Here is a 17,930-nt window from a genome sequence, read left to right on the forward strand (position 1 = left end):
GATGGAGGGGCCTACGCTCCTTCCTGAGGGCCTACTTCGACTGCGACGCCGGCGTTGAGAGGGGGGGTATAGTCCTCTCCACCGCCAGCAGGGAGATGGCGGAGCAGATTTCCTATGCCCTCGCCGGGCTGGGAATCACGGCCAAGGTCAAGGAAAGGCGCGTGAAGAGACGTCCCTACTACTACGTCGTCATATCCGGCTCGAACAACGTGTCGCGCTTCCTGGCTGAGGTTGGATTCTCGATTGAAGAGAAGAGAAGGAAAGCGGAGGCACTCATAAGGAACCCCAACCCTAACGTCGGTTCCCTCTACGCTGACAGGGAGCTGATTTCCTACGTCAGGGACAGGCTCAAGCTGAGGTTCTCAGATGACAAAGCCCGCTGGAGCCCTGAGAAAGCCAGGAAAATATCCTGGGAGCTCATGAAGGAAATCTACCGCCGTCTCGATGAGCTTAAGAAGCTGGAGAAAGCCCTGTCGAGGAGCATTCTGATAGACTGGAACCAGGTCGAGGAGAGGAGGAAGGAGATAGCGGAGAAGACCGGGATACGGGCTGATAGAATCCTCGAGTACGTGAGGGGCAAGAGGAAGCCGAGCCTGAGGAGCTACCTGAAAATAGCAAAGGCACTCGGCATGGACCTTGAGGAGACGGTAGAGGCAATGCGCCTCTTTGTCAGGAAGTACTCCAGCTATGCGGAGATTGGAAGGCTCGTTGGGACGTGGAACTCAAGCGTCAGGATAATCCTCGAGGGCAACACGGAGAAGATAGAGGCCCTCGAGGAGATCAGGAAGGCGGAGCTGGGACTCCTCAGGGGCATACTGAATGATGAGAAGCTCAAGAGGGGAGTGGCCTACCTCATCTTCCTCGCCCAGAACGAGCTCGTGTGGGACGAGATAGTTGAGGTCGAGAGGCTCAGGGGAGATTTTGTGATCTACGACCTGCACGTTCCCGGCTACCACAACTTCATCGGGGGGAACCTCCCGACGGTTCTCCACAACACGACCGCCGCTCTGGCCCTCGCTCGCGAGCTCTTCGGCGAGAACTGGAGGCACAACTTCCTTGAGCTTAACGCGTCGGTCTCCAAGGACACCCCCGTGCTCGTCAGGTTAAAGGGGAAGGTCATGAGAACGACATTCGCCGAGCTTGACAGGCTCTACTTCGACGGAAGCGACGGCGACGTTGCCTACAGGGATGCAGAAGACCTCGAGGTTCTGACGGTTGATGAAAACTACCGCGTTAAATGGGCGAGGGTGGGCAAGATAATCCGCCACCGCGTTCCTGCAATACTCCGCGTCCACCTTGAGGGTGGAGGGAAGCTCGAGCTCACAGGGAACCACTCCGTCATGGTTCTGACTGAGAACGGACTCGAAACGATAAGGGCGAGCGATCTGAGGGAGGGCTCGATACTCCTCAGCTTCACGGCCAACCTCGAAGGCCTGCTCGATGTTCTGGACCTGAGTGAATACCGTGTTAAGGAAAGCGCCAGGACGAGAACCTTCGAGAGCCTTCCCGTCAACGGTGAGCTCTCGTACAGTCTCGGCCTCTACGCGGCAGAGGGGGCCGTCGGGTTCAGGGGAAACACCTCTGGCCAGGTCATATACACCCTCGGGAGCCACGAAGAGGGCCTGATAAACCGTGTTCGCGAGTTCGCCGAGGGGCTGGGGGTCAGCGTCTATGAGGGCTACACCTCCTCGGGGTTCGACCGCAGCCGGGAGAGCGCCTACCAGGTCAGACTCCTCAGCACCCAGCTGGCCAGGTTCTTCGATGCCAACTTCTACGACGGCAAGGGCAGGAGGGCGGTGAACAAGAGGGTTCCGGGCTTCGTCTTTGAGTTCCCCGTTCAGGAGAGAATAGCGTTCCTCAGGGGGCTGGCAGACGGCGACGGTGCCGGCCGGTGGGGAGACGTCGTTAGAGTATCCTCCGTCTCAAAGGACATGCTGGTGGACGTGGTCTGGCTGGCCAGGATCTCGGGAATCGAGGCGAGTCTCTTTGAGCGCGAGGCGAGGCTCATCTGGAAGGGAGGAATGGGGTGGAGCAAGGCCGAGCTCCTCCCGGCTGAGCCAGTGGTGAAGATGCTCGGGTCAATCGAGTACGCGATAGACGGCAACTGGCGCTATGAGTTCAGGCACCAGCTCTACGATGGTAAGAAGCGCGTTAGGAAGGCCACGCTCAGGAAAGTGCTCGGAATGGTGAAGGAGGAGAAGCTTGATGAGAGGGGAAGGAAAATCTTTGAAACACTTAAGAAGCTCGCGGGCACTGACCTCCACGCCATGCTCGTCAGGAAGGTGGAGGTTGTCGAGTACAACGACTTCGTCTACGACGTCAGCGTCCCGGGGAACGAGATGTTCTTCGCCGGGGAGATCCCCGTCCTGCTCCACAACTCGGACGAGCGTGGGATAAACGTCATCCGCGAGAAGGTGAAAGAATTTGCAAGGACGAAGCCGGTCGCGGGGGCGAGCTTCAAGATAATCTTCCTCGATGAGGCAGACGCTTTGACCCAGGACGCCCAGCAGGCCCTGAGGAGAACGATGGAGATGTTCTCGAACAACGTTCGCTTTATCTTGAGCTGCGTTACCGGCGATACGAGGATATACACCCCCGACGAGAGGGAGGTCAGGATAAGGGACTTCCTGGGACACTTCGAGAGGGGGCTCCTGAGGGAGGTCAGCAACCGCGCCGGGAGGGACACGGTTATTGCCGCAGTTGCCTTCAACTCCAGGATTGTGGGCCACCCGGTTTTCAGGCTGACCCTTGAGAGCGGAAGGACGATAGAGGCAACCGGCGACCACATGTTCCTCACCCCTGAAGGCTGGGTTCAGACGTACGACCTCAAGGAGGGCTCGGAGGTTCTCGTCAGGCCAACGCTTGAGGGGACCCCCTACGAGGAGGACCCGAGGCCGATAATTGACCTGGGGGACTTTTACGCCTTCCTGGAGAAGATCGAGAGGGAGCACGGGCTCAAGCCCCTTGGCGAGGCCAGAACTTTCCGGGAGCTGCTGACCCGGGAGAAGGAGAAAATCCTCGCGAGGGCACTGGAGCTCAAGGCGGAGATGGAGAACGGCCTCACGGCAAGGGAGGCGGAGGTACTTGAGCTAATACCCGGGGAGTGGATTTCGAGGGAGGAGCTCCAGCTGAAGACCGGCCTCTCCAGGGTGAGGATCAACCAGCTCCTGAAGTCCCTGGAGGAGAAGGGCTACGTCGAGAGGAGGATTTCGGGGAAGGCCCAGCTCGTCAGGAAGGTTCGTGAAGGAAGGCCCCTGAGGAACCCGATGGACGTGAAGAGGGCCCTTGAAGAGGAGTTCGGGATAAGGATAAGCTACACCACCGTCAGGAAGCTCCTGGCCGGCGAGGTCAGCGGAATGGCCTACGACATACTCCGCGAGGTCAGGGAGAAGTGGCTCGTCCGCTACGACGACGAGAGGGCCGGAATCCTCGCGAGGGTTCTTGGATTCCTGCTCGGGGACGGCCACCTGGCCAAGGGAGTAAGGGTGTGGTTCAACTCGGGCAGGGAAGAGCTTGAGATGCTCGCTGAAGACCTCCGGAAGCTCGGCCTTTCGCCCTCTGAGATAATCGAGCGCGAATCCAGCTCGGAAATCAACGGGAGGCCTGTTAAGGGCAGAATCCACATGCTTTACGTGGACAGCTCGGCCTTCCATGCCCTCATGCGCTACTGGGGCGTTGAGGCTGGCAACAAAACGCGCAGGGGCTACCGCGTGCCGGAGTGGATAAAGAAGGGCAACCTCTTCGTCAAGAGGGAGTTCCTGCGCGGCCTCTTCGGCGCCGATGGGACAAGGCCGGGCGGAAGGCGCTACAACTTCAACGGGATAAAGCTTGAGATGCGCGCGACCCGCGAGAGCCTTGAGCTCACGACGGAGTTCTTCAACGACCTCTCCGAGCTGTTGAGGGAATTCGACGTCGAGTCCAGGGTCACGGTCTCGCCCGTGGGCGACAGGTTCATAGTCCGCCTCGTGGTTACTCCCAACGACGCCAACTACCTCCGCTTCCTCAGCAGGGTCGGCTACGCCTACGCCAAGGACAGCCACGCGAGACTCGTTGGGGAGTACCTCAGGATCAAGCTCGCCTACAAGGAGATCGTCCTCCCGGAGCTGGCAGAGAAGGCCGTTGAGCTGGCAACGTCGTCCAACCCGACCAGCGCCGCCAGGCTTCTGGGCGTCAAGAGGGACTTCGTGGTCAGCAGGCTCAAGGGTAAAGAGATTGGCCTGACGAGGGACTTCATGACGTTCGAGGAATTCCTCCGGGAGAGAACCCTCGACGGCTACGTGGTCGAGAAGGTAATCCGGAAGGAAAACCTGGGGTACCTCGACGTCTACGACGTCACCTGCGCGAGGGACCACAGCTTCATCTCAAACGGCCTCGTCAGCCACAACTGCAACTACTCGTCCAAGATTATCGAGCCCATCCAGAGCCGCTGTGCAATCTTCCGCTTCAGGCCGCTCAACGACGAGGACGTGGCCGAGCGCATACGGTACATAGCGGAGAACGAGGGGCTCGAGCTGACAGAGGACGGCCTTCAGGCCATACTGTACGTTGCCGAGGGCGATCTCAGGAGGGCAATAAACGTCCTGCAGGCGGCCGCGGCGCTCGATAAAACGATAACCGATGAGAACGTCTTTCTCGTGGCGAGCAGGGCCAGGCCGGAGGATGTGCGTGATATGATGAACCTGGCACTGGAGGGCAACTTCCTCAAGGCGAGGGAGAAGCTCAGGGAGATTCTCCTCAAGCAGGGCCTCAGCGGCGAAGATGTGCTAATCCAGATGCACAGGGAGGTCTTCAACCTGCCGATTCCCGAGGACAGGAAAGTTGCACTGGCGGACAAGATAGGGGAGTACAACTTCCGCCTCGTTGAGGGCGCCAACGAGATGATACAGCTCGAGGCTCTCTTGGCGCAGTTCACCATAATGGGCAAGTGATGGCCATGCCGAGGGAAGTGCCCTGGGTCGAGAAGTACAGGCCGAGGCGGCTGGATGAGATAGTCGGTCAGACTAAGGCTATAGAGCAGGTCAAGGCCTGGATAGGGGCGTGGCTGGAGGGGAAACCTCCAAAGAAGAAGGCTCTCATCCTCGCGGGACCGCCCGGGACCGGTAAGACGACCACCGTCTATGCCCTGGCCAAGGAATACGGCTTCGAGGTCATCGAGCTGAACGCGAGCGACGAGAGGACGTACGAGAAGATAGAGCGCTACGTTCAGGCCGCTTACACTATGGACATCCTCGGGAAGAGGAGGAAGCTGATATTCCTCGATGAAGCTGACAACATCGAGCCAACGGGGGCGAGGGAGATAGCGAAGCTCATCGACAGGGCGAGAAACCCCATCATAATGAGCGCCAACCACTACTGGGAGGTTCCCAGGGAGATACGGAGCAGGGCGCAGATAGTGGAGTACAAGCGCCTGACCCAGCGCGATATTATCAAAGCCCTCGCCAGGATACTCCACCACGAGGGTAAGAGGGTTCCAAAGGAACTGCTCTACGACATCGCCAAGCACGCGGGCGGCGACCTCCGTGCCGCGGTGAACGATCTGCAGACCGTCGTCACGGGCGGGGTCGAGGACGCGGCCCAGGTTCTGGCCTACCGCGACACCGAGAAGAGCGTTTTCCAGGCACTGGCGCAGATTTTTGCCACGGACAACGCAAAGAAAGCCAGGATGGCAACGCTCGGTGTTGACATGTTCCCCCACGAACTCCTCCAGTGGATAGACGAGAACCTTCCCTACGTCTACTACAAGCCCGAGGACATAGCGAGGGCCTATGAGGCGCTCAGCAGGGCCGACATATACCTCGGCAGGGCGCAGAGAACCGGAAACTACGGCCTCTGGAAGTACGCCACCGACATGATGACGGCTGGAGTTGCCGTGGCGGGTGTCAAAAAGAAGGGCTTCGTGCGGATTTATCCCCCGAAGACGATAAAGCTCCTCACGGAGAGCAAGGCGGAGAGGGGCCTCCGCGATTCGGTCGTCAAGAAGATAATGAGTGAGATGCACATGGCGAAGCTGGAGGCGCTGGAGACCCTTAACTACCTCAGGGCAATATTTGAGAACAGCGCGGACGTTGCGGCGCACTTCGTCGTCTTCCTCGAGCTGACGGAGAAAGAGGTGGAGTTCATCGCCGGCGACAGGGAGAGGGCGAGGACGATCTGGGCCAAGAGCCTTAACATCCACAAGAAGCTCAAGGAGCGCGGTGAACTGGAGGAGAGCGTGAGGGAGAGCCTGAGGGACGTGAAGGAAGAGACCGAAGAGGTTCTTAAGGCTGAGGAACAAGAAACCGAGGAAACCTCCAAATCCGAAACGGCTGAAGAGGAACTCACGGAGGAGGAGCTCGAGGAGGCCGAGAGGGAAATCAAGCCCCTCGGCAGGAAAAAGCCTGAAAAGAAGAAGGGCAAGCAGGCGACGCTCTTCGACTTTTTAGGGAAGAAGTGATCCCCTGGAATTTTTGCATTGTCTTTGATATTAATTTTTATTGTTTTGATACTCCATAAGATATAAAAAGGCCAATGTCTTGTATCCTCATGATGACCATGCTCGGCCGCGAGGAGATAATAGAGATCCTCGCCCCTTACAACCTCTGGGGGGGAAGGGAGTGGGAGGCCGTTCCCAGGGAGGAATACCTCTCGGCAGTTGAGCGGAAGCTCTCCGCCGGAGCCGTTGCCCTCATAGGCCCAAGGCGCTCCGGGAAGACAACCCTGGCGGGGCTTTTCCTGAGGGGGCTCGTTGAATCCGGTCTTCCGTCAGAGGCTACGCTCTACGTGAACCTTGAGGACCCGAGGTTTTCACCACATCTGAAACCTGAGCTTCTTGAGGAGATTTTCTCCGCGTATCGGACGTACGTCTACGACGGTGTCGATCCCGTGGTGGTCCTGGACGAGGTTCAGGAGGTGGAAGGCTGGGAGAGGTGGGTTAGAAAGGCCATCGACCTCGGCGAGGCCAGGATCATAGTCACCGGCTCGACGTCGTCGCTCCTCCGTTCGGAGCTCTCAACGCTCCTAACCGGCAGGGTTCTCCCCATGGAAGTTTATCCCCTGAGTTTCAGGGAGTTTCTGCTCTTCAGGGGCCTGCCAACCGACTTCAGGGAAGCCCTCGGGGCCAGGAGAAGGGTTGAGAGTGCCCTCAGGGAGTACCTTGAGTTCGGCGGCTTTCCCCAGGTGGTTCTGACAGAAGACACCGCGCTCAGGCTCGAACTCCTGAGGGAGCTTTTTGAGGGAATAGTGCTCAGGGACATAGCCTACAGGCACGGTTTCCGGGAACTCAGGACTGTCAGGGCCCTTTCGGAGCTGGCCCTGAGCAGGTTTTCCTCCCTAGTCAGCGTCTCCCGGCTGAGGAACGAGCTCTCGGGGATAGTCGGAAGAAAGGTCTCGCCGAACTTCGTCGATGCGGTTCTCGATGCCATGGATGAGGCATACCTGACCTTTCGCCTTCCGATACTCTCGCCTAAGGTCAAGGACGTCATGCGCTATCCTAAAAAGCTATACGCGATAGACACGGGCATAGCGAACGTCGCGGGGATTAGGTTCACCGAGAACATCGGCAGGCTCGCCGAGAACGCCGTTGCGAGGCATCTGAGGCAGATCTTCGGTGAGAACGTTTTCTACTACCGAGGTAGGGGTGAAGTTGATTTCGTCGTCAAGGAGGGCCTTGGGGTAACGCGGGCGGTTCAGGTGAGCTGGGACGTCGATGAAAGCTGGGAGCGCGAGGTGAACGGCCTGCTGGAGGCGATGGAGGTCTTTGACCTGAGGGAGGGCCTGGTAGTTACGGGCTGGAAGTCCTGCGAGGAGCGCTTTGGGGAGAGGACAGTAAGGTGCGTCCCACTGTGGAGGTTCCTGCTCTCTATCTGAGTCCCACATCCGCGCACACCTTGAAAACGTGCGGCTTGAAGTCGCTCACCTTCTTTACGCGGACCCCGCACTCCCTTCCCAGCATGGCGCACGCGTCCATTATCTTGGTCCTGAACGCCCCGACATCGGCCTCGTGGACGAAATCGTAGTAGTGAAGCCATTTCTCGGCCCTGCCCAGCGTTAGAGCCAAGGCATCAACGCCCCTTGGGGTGGGGCTTATCACCCTGTCGTGGGTCGGAAGTTCGGGGAGAACGTCGAAAACGTCGCCGTGGATGAACTCTATCTCGCCCTTCAGCCTTTCCCGGTTCAGCTCGATGTTCTCGAGGCCGAGTTCGTAGGCTTCCCTGTTCAGCTCCACCGCGGTTATCTTGGCCCGTTTATAGCGCGCTATGACGAGCGCATACGGCAGAACGCCGGCGAAGGGAATCAGAATCCTTTCGCCGTCCTGAACGAGCTGGGCCAGGCGGTAGCGCTCGCCCTTCATCCGCGGGTTGAAGAAGGCCTTCGAGAGGTCCACCTTTATCTGCACTCCGTTTTCTCTGTGGACGGTTTCCAGCCGTCTCTCCCCCCAGATTATCGAGTATTCCCTTATCCTGAAGGCCCCCTCGTGGAAGCCTTTCTGGGCCACGACCCTGATGAAGGGGTGGACCTTTCTGAGGCCCCATACGATATCGTCCACCCTGTGGGAAAGCTCCCTCGGCACTTGGATTACCGCTATGTCCCCGACGATGTCGTAGCGCCGCAGGTGCTTCAGCTCATCCTCGCTCAGCCTCCCGGCGAGGACGCTCTCGAGGTTCTTGTAAAGCTGCCGCTCGGGCCGGAGGGGAAGTTCGGAGGGCAGGACTTCGTAGCCGAGTGAGTGAAGGAGGGGGTCCTCGATGACGGGGAGGAGAACGAACTCTCCCTCCCGTTTCGGACGCCTCTTCCCGTCGTAGAGGCCCAGCTTCTTCAGCATCCTCTTCACGGGTTCAGCTTCCCTCTTTGGGACTCTGAGTGCCGGCATCGCCATTCCGCTCCGGGGATTTGGGCGCGCTTCCGGGGGGCAGTGTTCCAAACAATGCAACGCCCACTACGTTGTTGATGATTCTCTGAACATCGATGGTTTCGAGTTCCTTTTTGAATATTGCGTACTGCTGGGGTTCCAGCGTTTCGGGAGTGACGAGCAGTATCATGTGTCCCCCGTGGATTATGGCAGCGTCCCTAACCGCGAGGATGAACTTCGCTATGGATTTAAAGTCCACATAGAAGCTTATGTACTCGATTCCCTCGATGTAAACTATCCCGCTGGGGTTATTCTTAAGGAACGTGGTTATCCTGCTGTTCAGGATGTGAAGTGCACTGGGACTCACGGACTGGGGATGCTCCACGCGGGTGAGCCAGAGGTATTCCGCGGGCTCCACCCCCATCTTCTCGACCCATGATTCCGGGCGTTCTCTGCCTATGGCAAGGATGGGAACATTGAAATACCCGAAGATGGTTTTCAGCAGAATCTTTGCATCCTCGGTTGATGTGAGCATCGCGGCTGGGGGTAAGGGTGGTTTTCTGCCCCGGGATTTCTCCCCCTGGGCGGACGGTGCCCGCCAGTATCTCTCCAGTTTGCCCAGCATATTCAATGTTGAGCTTGCCAGAATTATGTATCCGAGCGTTATGCTGACCGCCTGGAGCATCCAGAACTTGAGGGAAACGGCTACAGTCGCCAGTACTCCGAGGCCTCCGGCGATACCGAACAGGAAAAAGGATACCAACAGTGTCCTAGCCAGGGTTTTTACAGGTTCTCCGTGTCTTTTATACTCCTCCAGGGAACGTATGACGCCGTATGCGCCTATGCCGATCAGGATTGCAGCGGAGAGATATTGGATTTCATTCCCATGCCCCACGCTTTCACCTAATCATATAGATGCCAGCTTCCCAAAAAACTTTTCCTTCATTTCCAGTACGGCTCCCTCATGAGGACGACCCGGCGGAATATCTCCACGAGCTCTCCGTCGCTTGCGCCGTTTCTGAGGGCCGTCGCGAAGTCGATGAGGTCATCCTTCCTCAGCAGGCACGTCTTGAACTTCCCGTCCGACGTGACGCGGAGCCTCGTGCAGTTGGCGCAGAATACCGTGTTGTGCATCGCCCGGACCACCTCAACCTCTGCGACTCCGTGGTCGGTGTGAATGAAGTACTTCTTCCTTCTGTGCATCCTCCTCTCGCGGGTCTCCACGGCCATTTCCTCCAGCCGCTCCTCCACGGGCCTGAGCGGGTAGAAGTACTTCCTGAAGAACCTGGTCTCCGTCATCTCCCTCGGGGCCTCGAGCTCGATGAGCTGGAGTATCGTCCCGGTCTTCGCGGCGAACTCCACCATGTCCCATATCTCGCCGTCGTTCAGTCCCCTCATAACGGTCATGTTGAGCTTCACCGGGCTGAGGTACTTCACCGCCTCCTCTATGCCTTCGAGGACCGTGTCGAGCATATCGACACCGGTGATTCTGCGGTAAACGTCGGGCTTTAGACTGTGGAGGGATACGTTGACGCGGTTGAGGCCCGCTTCGGCGAGCGGCTTCGCCAGCTCCTTCAACCTGCTCCCGTTCGTGGTCATAGAGAGGTCAGCCACGTATGGCCTTATGCGCCTCACTATCTCGAGTATATCGTCCCTGACGGTGGGCTCCCCTCCGGTAAGTTTGACCTTTCTTATTCCAAGGCGCGACGCCACCCTGACGAGCCTCTCTATCTCCGAGGGGGTCAGCTCAAGGCTCGCGTTGAAGTGCTGTCCCTCGCGGTGGCAGAAGAAGCAGCGGAAGTTGCAGTCCTGGGTGAGGGATATCCTGAGGTTGGTCGCGGGTCTGCCGAAGCGGTCGTAGAGCACCATCTGAAGCACCGCCTGGATTAGCCTTTCGGCTTAAAAAAAGATTTTGGGTAAGCGCTTTCGTTTAACACGCCCGGGGGACTGCATCGAAAACTACAAGTAGGGGGAGGGGGCAAGTTATGGCCAGGGGGTTTTCCCATGAACGTTGAGGAGATTAAGTCCCGACTTTCCCGTCTGGAATCGCTTCATTCCGCTTTTGAGAACAAATTCCCTGCCATCTACGGTGAGAAGGACAGGGAGGCTCTTCTGGAGACCGTTAAGGCCCTTCACACCCTATCCCGGGAGAAACTTGAGGTGGCTGCGGGCCTTTACCGCGAGATGAACGGGGTCGGGAGTTACGCGGAGGCGCAGGCTAAGGAGCTCTACCGGAACGAGCATCAGATGAAGTTCCGGCTCGAGGAGCTTCTGTCCCTCCTCTCGAGGGGCGACTACGATTCCCGTGTGAAGCTGGAGACCGCGATGGAGAGGCTTGTTCAGTTTCACAGGGTCTACGACTACGCCGTTAGAAAGGCCCTCGGCGAGCTGACCTCAGAGGTCGAAGGAATGGCGCTCCTTGCTGGAGGCGAAAAGGAAAAAAAGGTACCCGCGGGTATAATGGAGGAGCTCAGGAAGGTCAAGACGCTCGAGGCCGAACTCGGTACCCTTAAAAGGTTCCTCCTCAGGCTCTATACTCATCCCGGTGACGTTCACAAGGTTGAAGCTGCTTTGAGAGACTGGCACTCCAGGGGACTGCTCTGGGTTGAGGCGAGAAACGTTGAGAAGCTGAGCGGTGTCGCTGACGCCGGCGAGATACTCGAGGGTCTCACGCTCATAGGAGTGGTGGAAAAGAAGATGAGGGGTGGTGAAGGTGTCTACAGACACAGGAGTTACAGTCCGGGTTAGGGGCATATACAGCACTGCCCTCACCAAGCTGTTCCTCGACAGGGGATTCGGAATCTCACAGCCGAGCAACAGGATCGTCGAGCGCTTCAACCTCGAGAAGACCTACGACGAGTTCGATGTTGACGTCTATGACAAGAAGGACCACCATGGGGTCATCCTCGTCGGGACGAAGGTTGAGGAGGTCAGGGAGGTTCTCGAGGACGAATTCATAGACGTCTTCTTCCGGAAGCTTCCCTACCAGCTGTACGGAATCTACAAGGGAATAGTCGTTCAGAGGGACGAGAGATACGTCTACGTGGACATTGGGAGCGCCATAGGTACGATACCGGTTAAGGACCTTCCCCGTGCCAGGGAGGGTGACGAACTCCTCGTCCAGGTCAAAAAGCACAACCTGCTCCCCCAGCTGAGCGTCACCCTGACGATTCCCGGTGACTACGCGGTTCTGATTCCGAAGCCCGTTGGTGCCCAGAGGCACGTCAAGATATCCCGGAAGATAAGGGACCAAAGCGAGCGCGAGAGGCTCCGCATCCTGGGTCTGAGCGTTGACCTCGGGGAGTGGGGCATCCTGTGGAGGACGGCCGCCGCCTACAAGGACTGGAACATTCTCCGCGATGAGATAGTGGCGCTCTCGAAGCTGGCCGACACCCTCGCGAGGGCGGATTCCTACGCGGCTCCATCCCTTCTAATCGAGGGACGCGGTATTTACGAGGTCGAGTTCGGTGGAGGGGCGAAGAAAAAGCTCGACGAGATACGGAACAGGGTGGTTCCGACAGTTGAGGGCCACCACCAGCTGAAGGCCCACGACCTTGAACTCGGGTTCGCGGTGGAGATAGCGGAGGGGATACTCTCGAAGATTCCGGGCCAGCGGGAGAAGGTCAGGCAGGGCTTCTGGGAATCAATCGTTGCCAACAAGGGACCGAAGAGGGGCTGGCTCTTCAGCCTTGAGCACAACAAACCCGATGGCCAGAGGATAAAGATAGGGCCCGGTGAAGTTCAGGAGGTCTCCATGAACCCGCTCAGGGTCACCTTCAAGCGCCACCTCAAGCCTGGAAAGTTCTACGACGGTCTCGACCTGCCGATAGAGTTTGGCGACTACGTCATCACGGAGATAGAGGAAGGAAAGTGGTGGTTTGTGCACCGCTATTACGACCGTGACGGCAACCTAAAGGGCGAGTACTACAACATAAACACCCCTGTGGAGATATACCCGGACAGGGCCCGCTACATCGACCTCGAGGTGGACATAGTCAGATGGCCGGACGGAAAGAAGGAGATAATCGACAGGGAGAAGCTCACCGAGCACTATGAGGAAGGTACGATAAGCGAGAAGCTCTACAAGGCGGTGCTTAGGATAGTGCAGGAGGTTTACGAGCGGATTTAAGGCAGGGTTTTGATGCCCAGCTTTTTTGCTTCTTTTTTCAGCCTCTTATCGTATGTGGCCAGCCTCTTAAAGTCCTCCGCCGTGGCCAGGATTACCATGTCGTTAAAGCGTTTTGGGTTCTCGGTCAGTTCCACCGCGCGTTTTGTGTACTTCCCGCCGTCACCTATTACCTTCGTCCTCGGGCTGTTTAAGATTGAGGAGATGACCTCCCTTATTTCCTCACCTTTATAGCCCTCCTCCCTGAAGAACCAGTGGAGTTCGTAAAGGACTATGCTCGGGACAACCCATCTCTCCAGCCCGGCCAGCAGTTTTCTTGCTTCTCCGTTGAACTCGGAATCTTTGAGAATGGCGTATACGAAGACGTTGGTGTCTATCACCGTCACTCCTCCTCACCCTGGCCCCTTCCTATGGCCTCTTCGATGTCTTCCACAGTCAACCCCTTTCCTCCCGGAAGAAGGGGAAGCTCAAGGTCTCTCTTTTTGATCACGGCCTTTCCGTCTTCAATCTCGATAACGAGAACGTCCCCTACCCTAATTCCCAGCTTTTTCCTGACGTCACTTGGTATAGTAATCTGATAGTTCCTAGTTACCTTTGTAAGCCCCATAGTCCCACCAAATATAGTTGGACTCCGGCAATAAAAGGTTTTCCCGATAAAATTGTGCGATATAACAGAGCCTTGGGGGAAGGAATTGGACTTAAGAAAAATTCCCGTGGGCCGAACGCTAACCTTTCATCCCCCTGCAGTGCCCGTTAGTATGCCATAGATTCTTACTCCACATTCTCCCCGCTCAGGGCTTCCTCGATCCCCTTCTCCGTTATCCTGAAGTGGACCATACCGCCCTCCGGTCTGAAGCGGTGTCTCTCCAGAACGGCGACCCGAAGGCCGGGAACGTTCAGTCTATCCAGCCGGAGAATGTCCTTCGTCCGGTAGTTGAGCGTGTGCTCGGCAACGGGCTTCATCCTCTCCGCCCGGCTGTCGAAGTGAACCTGATTGATGATTACTACGGGTATGCTGTTCTTTCTCGCTATCCAGAGGAGCACCTGGAGCTGTTTGCCCAGCTCCGCGCTCAGGCCCCTCCTGTTCTCCTCTACACGATAATGGGCGGTTAGCGAGTCAACGACGACGAGGGAGAACGTCCCATCAACGATCTTCTTCAGGCCCCCAACCGAGCGCCGCTGCTCCTTAAAATCCGACGGCGTGAACAGGATGAAACGCTGGAGGGCCTCCTCCGGATCCAGCCCCCTTGCGGTCGCCATCTGGCTCAGCCTCTCCGGAGAGAAGCCGCCCTCCGTGTCGATATAGGCAATCTTTCCGCGGCTGAGAAGGCCCACCTGAACCGCCAGCGTTGTCTTCCCCGTGGCGAAGCCTCCGTAAATCTGGGTCAGGACGCCGGGGGCGATGCCCCCACCCAGAAGCTCGTCAAGTGATTTGACCCCCGTTGAGAGCATCCGCTTCACCGCTAAAGGGTGAACTCTTCGTAGAGTTCAAGGGGCCTGACGAGGGTCCAGATGCGCTTCTTCTGGAGCTCGTCCCTGAGCTTCTCGGGGCTTCCCGTCCCGTAGATGCCGTAGTGCATGGGTATAACCAGGCGTGGGCGCATATCCTCGACAATCTGGGCCGCTTCGCGCTCGTTGGCCGTTGAGCGGCCGCTTATCGGCACCAGGAGAACGTCCACCCTTCCGCGGAGTCTCTGGAGGACCGGTGTGGAATACGTGTCGCCCGTGTGGAAGAGGGCTTTGTCTCCCTCTATCAGGTAGCCCAGGGGGTACTGGCTCGAGGGGTGCTCCATGTAGAACGCGGTCACCTTAACGCCGTTCTCGAGCTCGATGGTCTGGCCGTCCTCGATCTCCCTGACCTTCGTCACGCCATCGCTGATGGCGGTCATGTAAACCGGCTTGGGCCCTATCACGGTAGCGTCGCGGAGTCGCGAGAGAAGCTCCACCTTGCCGTAGTGATCCACGTGTTCGTGGGTTATCAGTATGTAGTCAACCTCGCCTATCCTGTCATCGTCCACCTCGGGATACGGGTCGATGAGGAGTCTCACGCCGTTGGTCTCGACCCAAAAGCACGCGTGTCCATACCAGATAATCTTCATCTGCTCTACCTCCTCAACTGGGTTGGGTAAGGTAGACTTAAAGTTTTTCCCCGTCGTCCGTTTTTTCGAAGTTCCTTCTCTATCCTCCGATTCCCGGAAAGCCGGCGCAGATTTTATATACCCCATTTCTGCCCTTTCATTAGTGGTCGCGGAAATTTCGAGCCCCGGAAAGGTGGTAATCCATCACGGTGGTGCAGGATGAACAGACGTCGCCTCATAATCCCGCCCGTTTCACTTCCAGTGCTTCTGGTTATGGGGGTTCTTTTCGTCATTATCTTCGTGTTCTTCTCCGGTGTCGTTATGGCCGCGTTTGAGAAGCTCGGGATTCCCCCGGACGTCGCCTATGCGCTCTTCATCTTCGCGCTTGTGGGGAGCTTCCTGAACATACCAATCGCGGAGGAAACGTCCTATGAACCAGTCGTGAGGGTGAGGGAGGTTCGGTTCTTTGGAATAGCCTACCCCGTTCCGTTCTTTGACTGGGAGGAGAGGCGCATAATCATCACCATAAACGTGGGAGGGGCCATCGTTCCCATAAGCGTGGCCGTCTATGAGATATTCAGGATGGTGTACTTCGGCCGGTGGACCCTTCTCTTCAACACCCTCATGGCGGTTCTCATAGCTTCTCTCTTCAGCCATGCCGTTGCCAGACCCGTCAGGGGCCTTGGAATAGCCATGCCCCTCTTCCTGCCGCCCTTGATGGCCATGTTTCTCGGCTGGCTCCTCGGCGGGAGCAATCCGAACGCCGTTGCCTACATCAGCGGGACCCTCGGTGTCCTGATAGGTGCCGACCTGATGAACTGGAACAGGATCAAGAACCTCGGCGCACCGATGGTCAGCATAGGCGGCGCCGGCACCTTCGACGGCATCTTCCTCGCGGGCATAATTGCCGTCCTCCTGGTATAACGGTGGGTTTTTAAGGGAGGTATTGAACATTCCAGTGGCAAACAGGGGTGATGCTCATGTTCGTGATTGGAAGCGGTGCCAGGCATCTGGAGGACGAGATGAAGGCCCTCGGCGGCAGGATTCTTGAGGTCGAGATAAAGCGGTTCCCCGACGGTGAGAAATACGTCAGGGTCCTTGGCTCTTCGGATGAGGTTACTGTCGTTCAGTCCACGTTCAGGCCGCAGGACGAGCACCTGGTCGAGATGATTCTCCTCGCCGATGCCCTGCGCGAGGGGGGAGCCCGGAAGCTCAGGGCGGTCGTTCCATACTTTGCCTACTCGAGACAGGACAGGGTCACGAAGGAAGGGGAGCCGGTGAGCGTGAGGGCTGTGATGAGAACCCTCGCGGTTTACTACGACGAGCTCTACGTCTTCGACCTCCACAACCCCGAGACCCTCAAGTTCTTCCAGGGTAAGGCGGTCAACCTCTCCCCCGCGGGGGTCATTGCGGACTACTTCGGGGAGAAGCTCGGTGAGGGCGTTGTTCTCGCCCCCGACAAAGGCGCACTTGAGAGGGCGAAGGCCGTTGCTGAGAGGCTTGGTCTTGAATACAGCCACTTTCACAAGGTCCGCGTCTCCCCGACGGAGGTCAGGATGGAGCCGGTCGATGTGGATGTTAAAGGGAAGAACGTTCTCATAGTCGATGACATCATAAGCACCGGCGGAACCATGATCAGGGCCGCAAATCTGCTCAGAGAGATGGGGGCTGAGAAGGTCTTCGTCGCGGCCACGCACGGTGTCTTCGCTGAGGGTGCCATAGAGCGCGTAAGCAAAGCCGTTGACGAGCTGGCGGTCACCAACACGATACCCACCCCGGTCTCGAAGATAAGCGTTGTGCCCGAGATACTGAAGCTGTGAGGGCGTCTCCCCTCGCCGCCCTCTTAACCTTTCTGACGTTTTTTGGAGCCGGACTTCTCACGGTGGTTTTCTTCCCCTTGATTGGCGGCATGGGTTCGGTGATTCCCTTCGTGGATACTCTCACCATAGTTCTGTCGCTCATGGTTCTCCTCCACTTACGAAGCGTCTCCTCATGGTCTTTGGGCTGGACGAGGATTCATCCAGAAAGCTTGCCCTCCTGGTCGGCCTCCTCTCTGTTTTGGTGTTCTACATGACCATACCGGGGGCCTGTGGGTGGTGTCGCTGATGAAGAGAATCATCCCTACACCATCGGCTTAGTCCTCATGACGCTCCTGGCATTCCCTGATTTCGTTCTCTTCGTGGGCAGGTTGATACCGCTTGGGGACGCTGGCTGCCGTTCGTGGTCTCCCTTCCGATGGTGGTCCTTGGTGGCCACGTTGGGCGGGCAACTGGAGGGGGTCTTGGGTTGAGTCACGATGATGCACTCAACCTGAGTGTCCTTGTTTCGGTGGTCTTGGGTTATCTGCTTCTCATCCCTTTCCTCCCCTGACCGTGCAAAAATTTTTGTCGTTTTTATGTCTAAAATTGTGCATTTTATCGGCGCTTTTTGACAGCTTCTTTTTCAAAAATCAGCCCTGGTGGGGGTTTTGCAAAAATTTTGTATCGGTGGGGTTCACCCCTATTGGATGGAGCGCCCGAACAGGGCGCGACAAAACCCGAGCGCCAAGACGGCGGCGTCGGGGGGACAGGGTGCAAAGCACCCACGATGAACCCCGCCCTCCAGCTCGGGTCACAGCAATGTGCGCTCCCGAGGAAACGCCGAAAGGCGGACCCCTCGGGGGTAAGGCAGGCCCAACACCTCGACCAAACCCCGGACGGATATTTGGTACTTCCCCCTGAGGGAAGTCCCACCGGCCGTACTCCTTGCTCAATTCCGGTTGATCCTGCCGGAGGCCACTGCTATGGGGGTCCGACTAAGCCATGCGAGTCATGGGGCGCCTTGTGCGCACCGGCGGACGGCTCAGTAACACGTCGGTAACCTACCCTCGGGAGGGGGATAACCCCGGGAAACTGGGGCT

At 57.7% G+C, this 17,930-nt stretch carries 14 protein-coding genes, 1 rRNA gene and 1 pseudogene; 9 read left to right on the forward strand and 7 right to left on the reverse strand.

The window, feature by feature from the left end:
* Window positions 1-68: 68 nt before the first annotated feature.
* The 4 genes and pseudogenes from E3E42_RS12230 to E3E42_RS11475 form a co-directional block, all read left to right on the forward strand.
* A pseudogene (locus E3E42_RS12230) lies at window positions 69-2,348 on the forward strand (LAGLIDADG family homing endonuclease); the annotation flags it as partial.
* Complete coding sequence (locus E3E42_RS12235; RefSeq protein ID WP_370519667.1) at window positions 2,340-4,928, forward strand: LAGLIDADG family homing endonuclease; 2,589 nt, start codon at window positions 2,340-2,342, stop codon at window positions 4,926-4,928. The pseudogene E3E42_RS12230 and the gene E3E42_RS12235, both read left to right, overlap by 9 nt.
* A 5-nt stretch (window positions 4,929-4,933) precedes the next feature.
* Window positions 4,934-6,433 (forward strand): replication factor C large subunit, encoded by a 1,500-nt coding sequence (locus tag E3E42_RS11470; RefSeq protein ID WP_167904821.1) that lies wholly within the window; start codon window positions 4,934-4,936, stop codon window positions 6,431-6,433.
* Between the two features lie 92 nt (window positions 6,434-6,525).
* Window positions 6,526-7,845, forward strand: a complete 1,320-nt coding sequence (locus E3E42_RS11475; RefSeq protein WP_240913700.1) for an ATP-binding protein — start codon at window positions 6,526-6,528, stop codon at window positions 7,843-7,845.
* Here E3E42_RS11475 and E3E42_RS11480 read toward each other — a convergent pair.
* Genes E3E42_RS11480 through moaA form a run of 3 tightly spaced genes read right to left on the reverse strand, consistent with a single transcriptional unit; the run spans window position 7,838 to window position 10,693 of the window.
* Window positions 7,838-8,848, reverse strand: coding sequence for a class I SAM-dependent methyltransferase family protein (locus tag E3E42_RS11480; protein WP_167904822.1), 1,011 nt, complete (start codon window positions 8,846-8,848; stop codon window positions 7,838-7,840). The two genes, E3E42_RS11475 and E3E42_RS11480, sit on opposite strands and share 8 nt — an antisense overlap.
* Window positions 8,814-9,722, reverse strand: a complete 909-nt coding sequence (locus E3E42_RS12240; protein ID WP_167904823.1) for a DUF835 domain-containing protein — start codon at window positions 9,720-9,722, stop codon at window positions 8,814-8,816. The genes E3E42_RS11480 and E3E42_RS12240 overlap by 35 nt, the downstream gene beginning before the upstream one ends.
* 47 nt (window positions 9,723-9,769) lie before the next feature.
* Complete coding sequence (gene moaA, locus E3E42_RS11490; RefSeq protein ID WP_370519668.1) at window positions 9,770-10,693, reverse strand: GTP 3',8-cyclase MoaA; 924 nt, start codon at window positions 10,691-10,693, stop codon at window positions 9,770-9,772.
* Window positions 10,694-10,831: 138 nt separating this feature from the next.
* Between moaA and E3E42_RS11495 the strand changes: the two genes are divergently transcribed.
* On the forward strand, window positions 10,832-11,575 hold the full coding sequence (locus E3E42_RS11495; RefSeq protein WP_167904824.1) for a hypothetical protein: 744 nt from the start codon (window positions 10,832-10,834) through the stop codon (window positions 11,573-11,575).
* Entirely contained in the window at window positions 11,541-12,956 is a 1,416-nt protein-coding gene (locus E3E42_RS11500) for a ribonuclease E/G (protein ID WP_167904840.1), read from the forward strand. Before E3E42_RS11495 ends, E3E42_RS11500 begins: the two co-directional genes overlap by 35 nt.
* On the opposite strand, the gene E3E42_RS11505 is transcribed toward E3E42_RS11500, so the two are convergent.
* The 4 genes from E3E42_RS11505 to E3E42_RS11520 form a co-directional block, all read right to left on the reverse strand.
* On the reverse strand, window positions 12,953-13,339 hold the full coding sequence (locus E3E42_RS11505) for a PIN domain-containing protein (protein ID WP_167904826.1): 387 nt from the start codon (window positions 13,337-13,339) through the stop codon (window positions 12,953-12,955). The two genes, E3E42_RS11500 and E3E42_RS11505, sit on opposite strands and share 4 nt — an antisense overlap.
* Window positions 13,336-13,560: an AbrB/MazE/SpoVT family DNA-binding domain-containing protein gene (locus E3E42_RS11510; protein ID WP_167904828.1), complete on the reverse strand. Its 225-nt coding sequence runs from the start codon at window positions 13,558-13,560 to the stop codon at window positions 13,336-13,338. Before E3E42_RS11510 ends, E3E42_RS11505 begins: the two co-directional genes overlap by 4 nt.
* Window positions 13,561-13,724: 164 nt before the next feature.
* Window positions 13,725-14,405, reverse strand: coding sequence for a DNA repair and recombination protein RadB (radB, locus tag E3E42_RS11515; protein ID WP_167904830.1), 681 nt, complete (start codon window positions 14,403-14,405; stop codon window positions 13,725-13,727).
* A gap of 11 nt (window positions 14,406-14,416) precedes the next feature.
* Window positions 14,417-15,052, reverse strand: coding sequence for an MBL fold metallo-hydrolase (locus tag E3E42_RS11520; protein WP_167904832.1), 636 nt, complete (start codon window positions 15,050-15,052; stop codon window positions 14,417-14,419).
* Between the two features lie 198 nt (window positions 15,053-15,250).
* On the opposite strand from E3E42_RS11520, the gene E3E42_RS11525 reads away from it, so the two are divergent.
* From E3E42_RS11525 to E3E42_RS11535, 3 genes are all read left to right on the forward strand, one after another.
* A complete protein-coding gene (locus E3E42_RS11525; protein ID WP_167904834.1) occupies window positions 15,251-15,955 on the forward strand; it encodes a DUF1614 domain-containing protein in 705 nt (234 codons plus the stop codon).
* A gap of 56 nt (window positions 15,956-16,011) precedes the next feature.
* Complete coding sequence (locus E3E42_RS11530) at window positions 16,012-16,851, forward strand: ribose-phosphate diphosphokinase (RefSeq protein ID WP_167904842.1); 840 nt, start codon at window positions 16,012-16,014, stop codon at window positions 16,849-16,851.
* 931 nt (window positions 16,852-17,782) lie between these two features.
* Window positions 17,783-17,930: ribosomal RNA gene (locus E3E42_RS11535) — 16S ribosomal RNA — on the forward strand; the annotation flags it as partial.

The sequence above is a fragment of the Thermococcus sp. JdF3 genome (assembly GCF_012027495.1).
In the GTDB taxonomy this organism is placed as follows: domain Archaea; phylum Methanobacteriota_B; class Thermococci; order Thermococcales; family Thermococcaceae; genus Thermococcus.

Excerpts from the sequence above, each read along its gene's own strand:
- E3E42_RS12235 (WP_370519667.1), top strand. The coding sequence starts at position 2,340 with ATGTTCTTCGCCGGGGAGATCCCCGTCCTGCTCCACAACTCGGACGAG.
- E3E42_RS11470 (WP_167904821.1), top strand. The coding sequence starts at position 4,934 with ATGCCGAGGGAAGTGCCCTGGGTCGAGAAGTACAGGCCGAGGCGGCTG.
- E3E42_RS11475 (WP_240913700.1), top strand. The coding sequence starts at position 6,526 with ATGACCATGCTCGGCCGCGAGGAGATAATAGAGATCCTCGCCCCTTAC.
- E3E42_RS11480 (WP_167904822.1), bottom strand. The coding sequence starts at position 8,848 with ATGCCGGCACTCAGAGTCCCAAAGAGGGAAGCTGAACCCGTGAAGAGG.
- E3E42_RS11495 (WP_167904824.1), top strand. The coding sequence starts at position 10,832 with ATGAACGTTGAGGAGATTAAGTCCCGACTTTCCCGTCTGGAATCGCTT.
- E3E42_RS11510 (WP_167904828.1), bottom strand. The coding sequence starts at position 13,560 with ATGGGGCTTACAAAGGTAACTAGGAACTATCAGATTACTATACCAAGT.
- radB (WP_167904830.1), bottom strand. The coding sequence starts at position 14,405 with ATGCTCTCAACGGGGGTCAAATCACTTGACGAGCTTCTGGGTGGGGGC.
- E3E42_RS11520 (WP_167904832.1), bottom strand. The coding sequence starts at position 15,052 with ATGAAGATTATCTGGTATGGACACGCGTGCTTTTGGGTCGAGACCAAC.
- E3E42_RS11525 (WP_167904834.1), top strand. The coding sequence starts at position 15,251 with ATGAACAGACGTCGCCTCATAATCCCGCCCGTTTCACTTCCAGTGCTT.
- E3E42_RS11530 (WP_167904842.1), top strand. The coding sequence starts at position 16,012 with ATGTTCGTGATTGGAAGCGGTGCCAGGCATCTGGAGGACGAGATGAAG.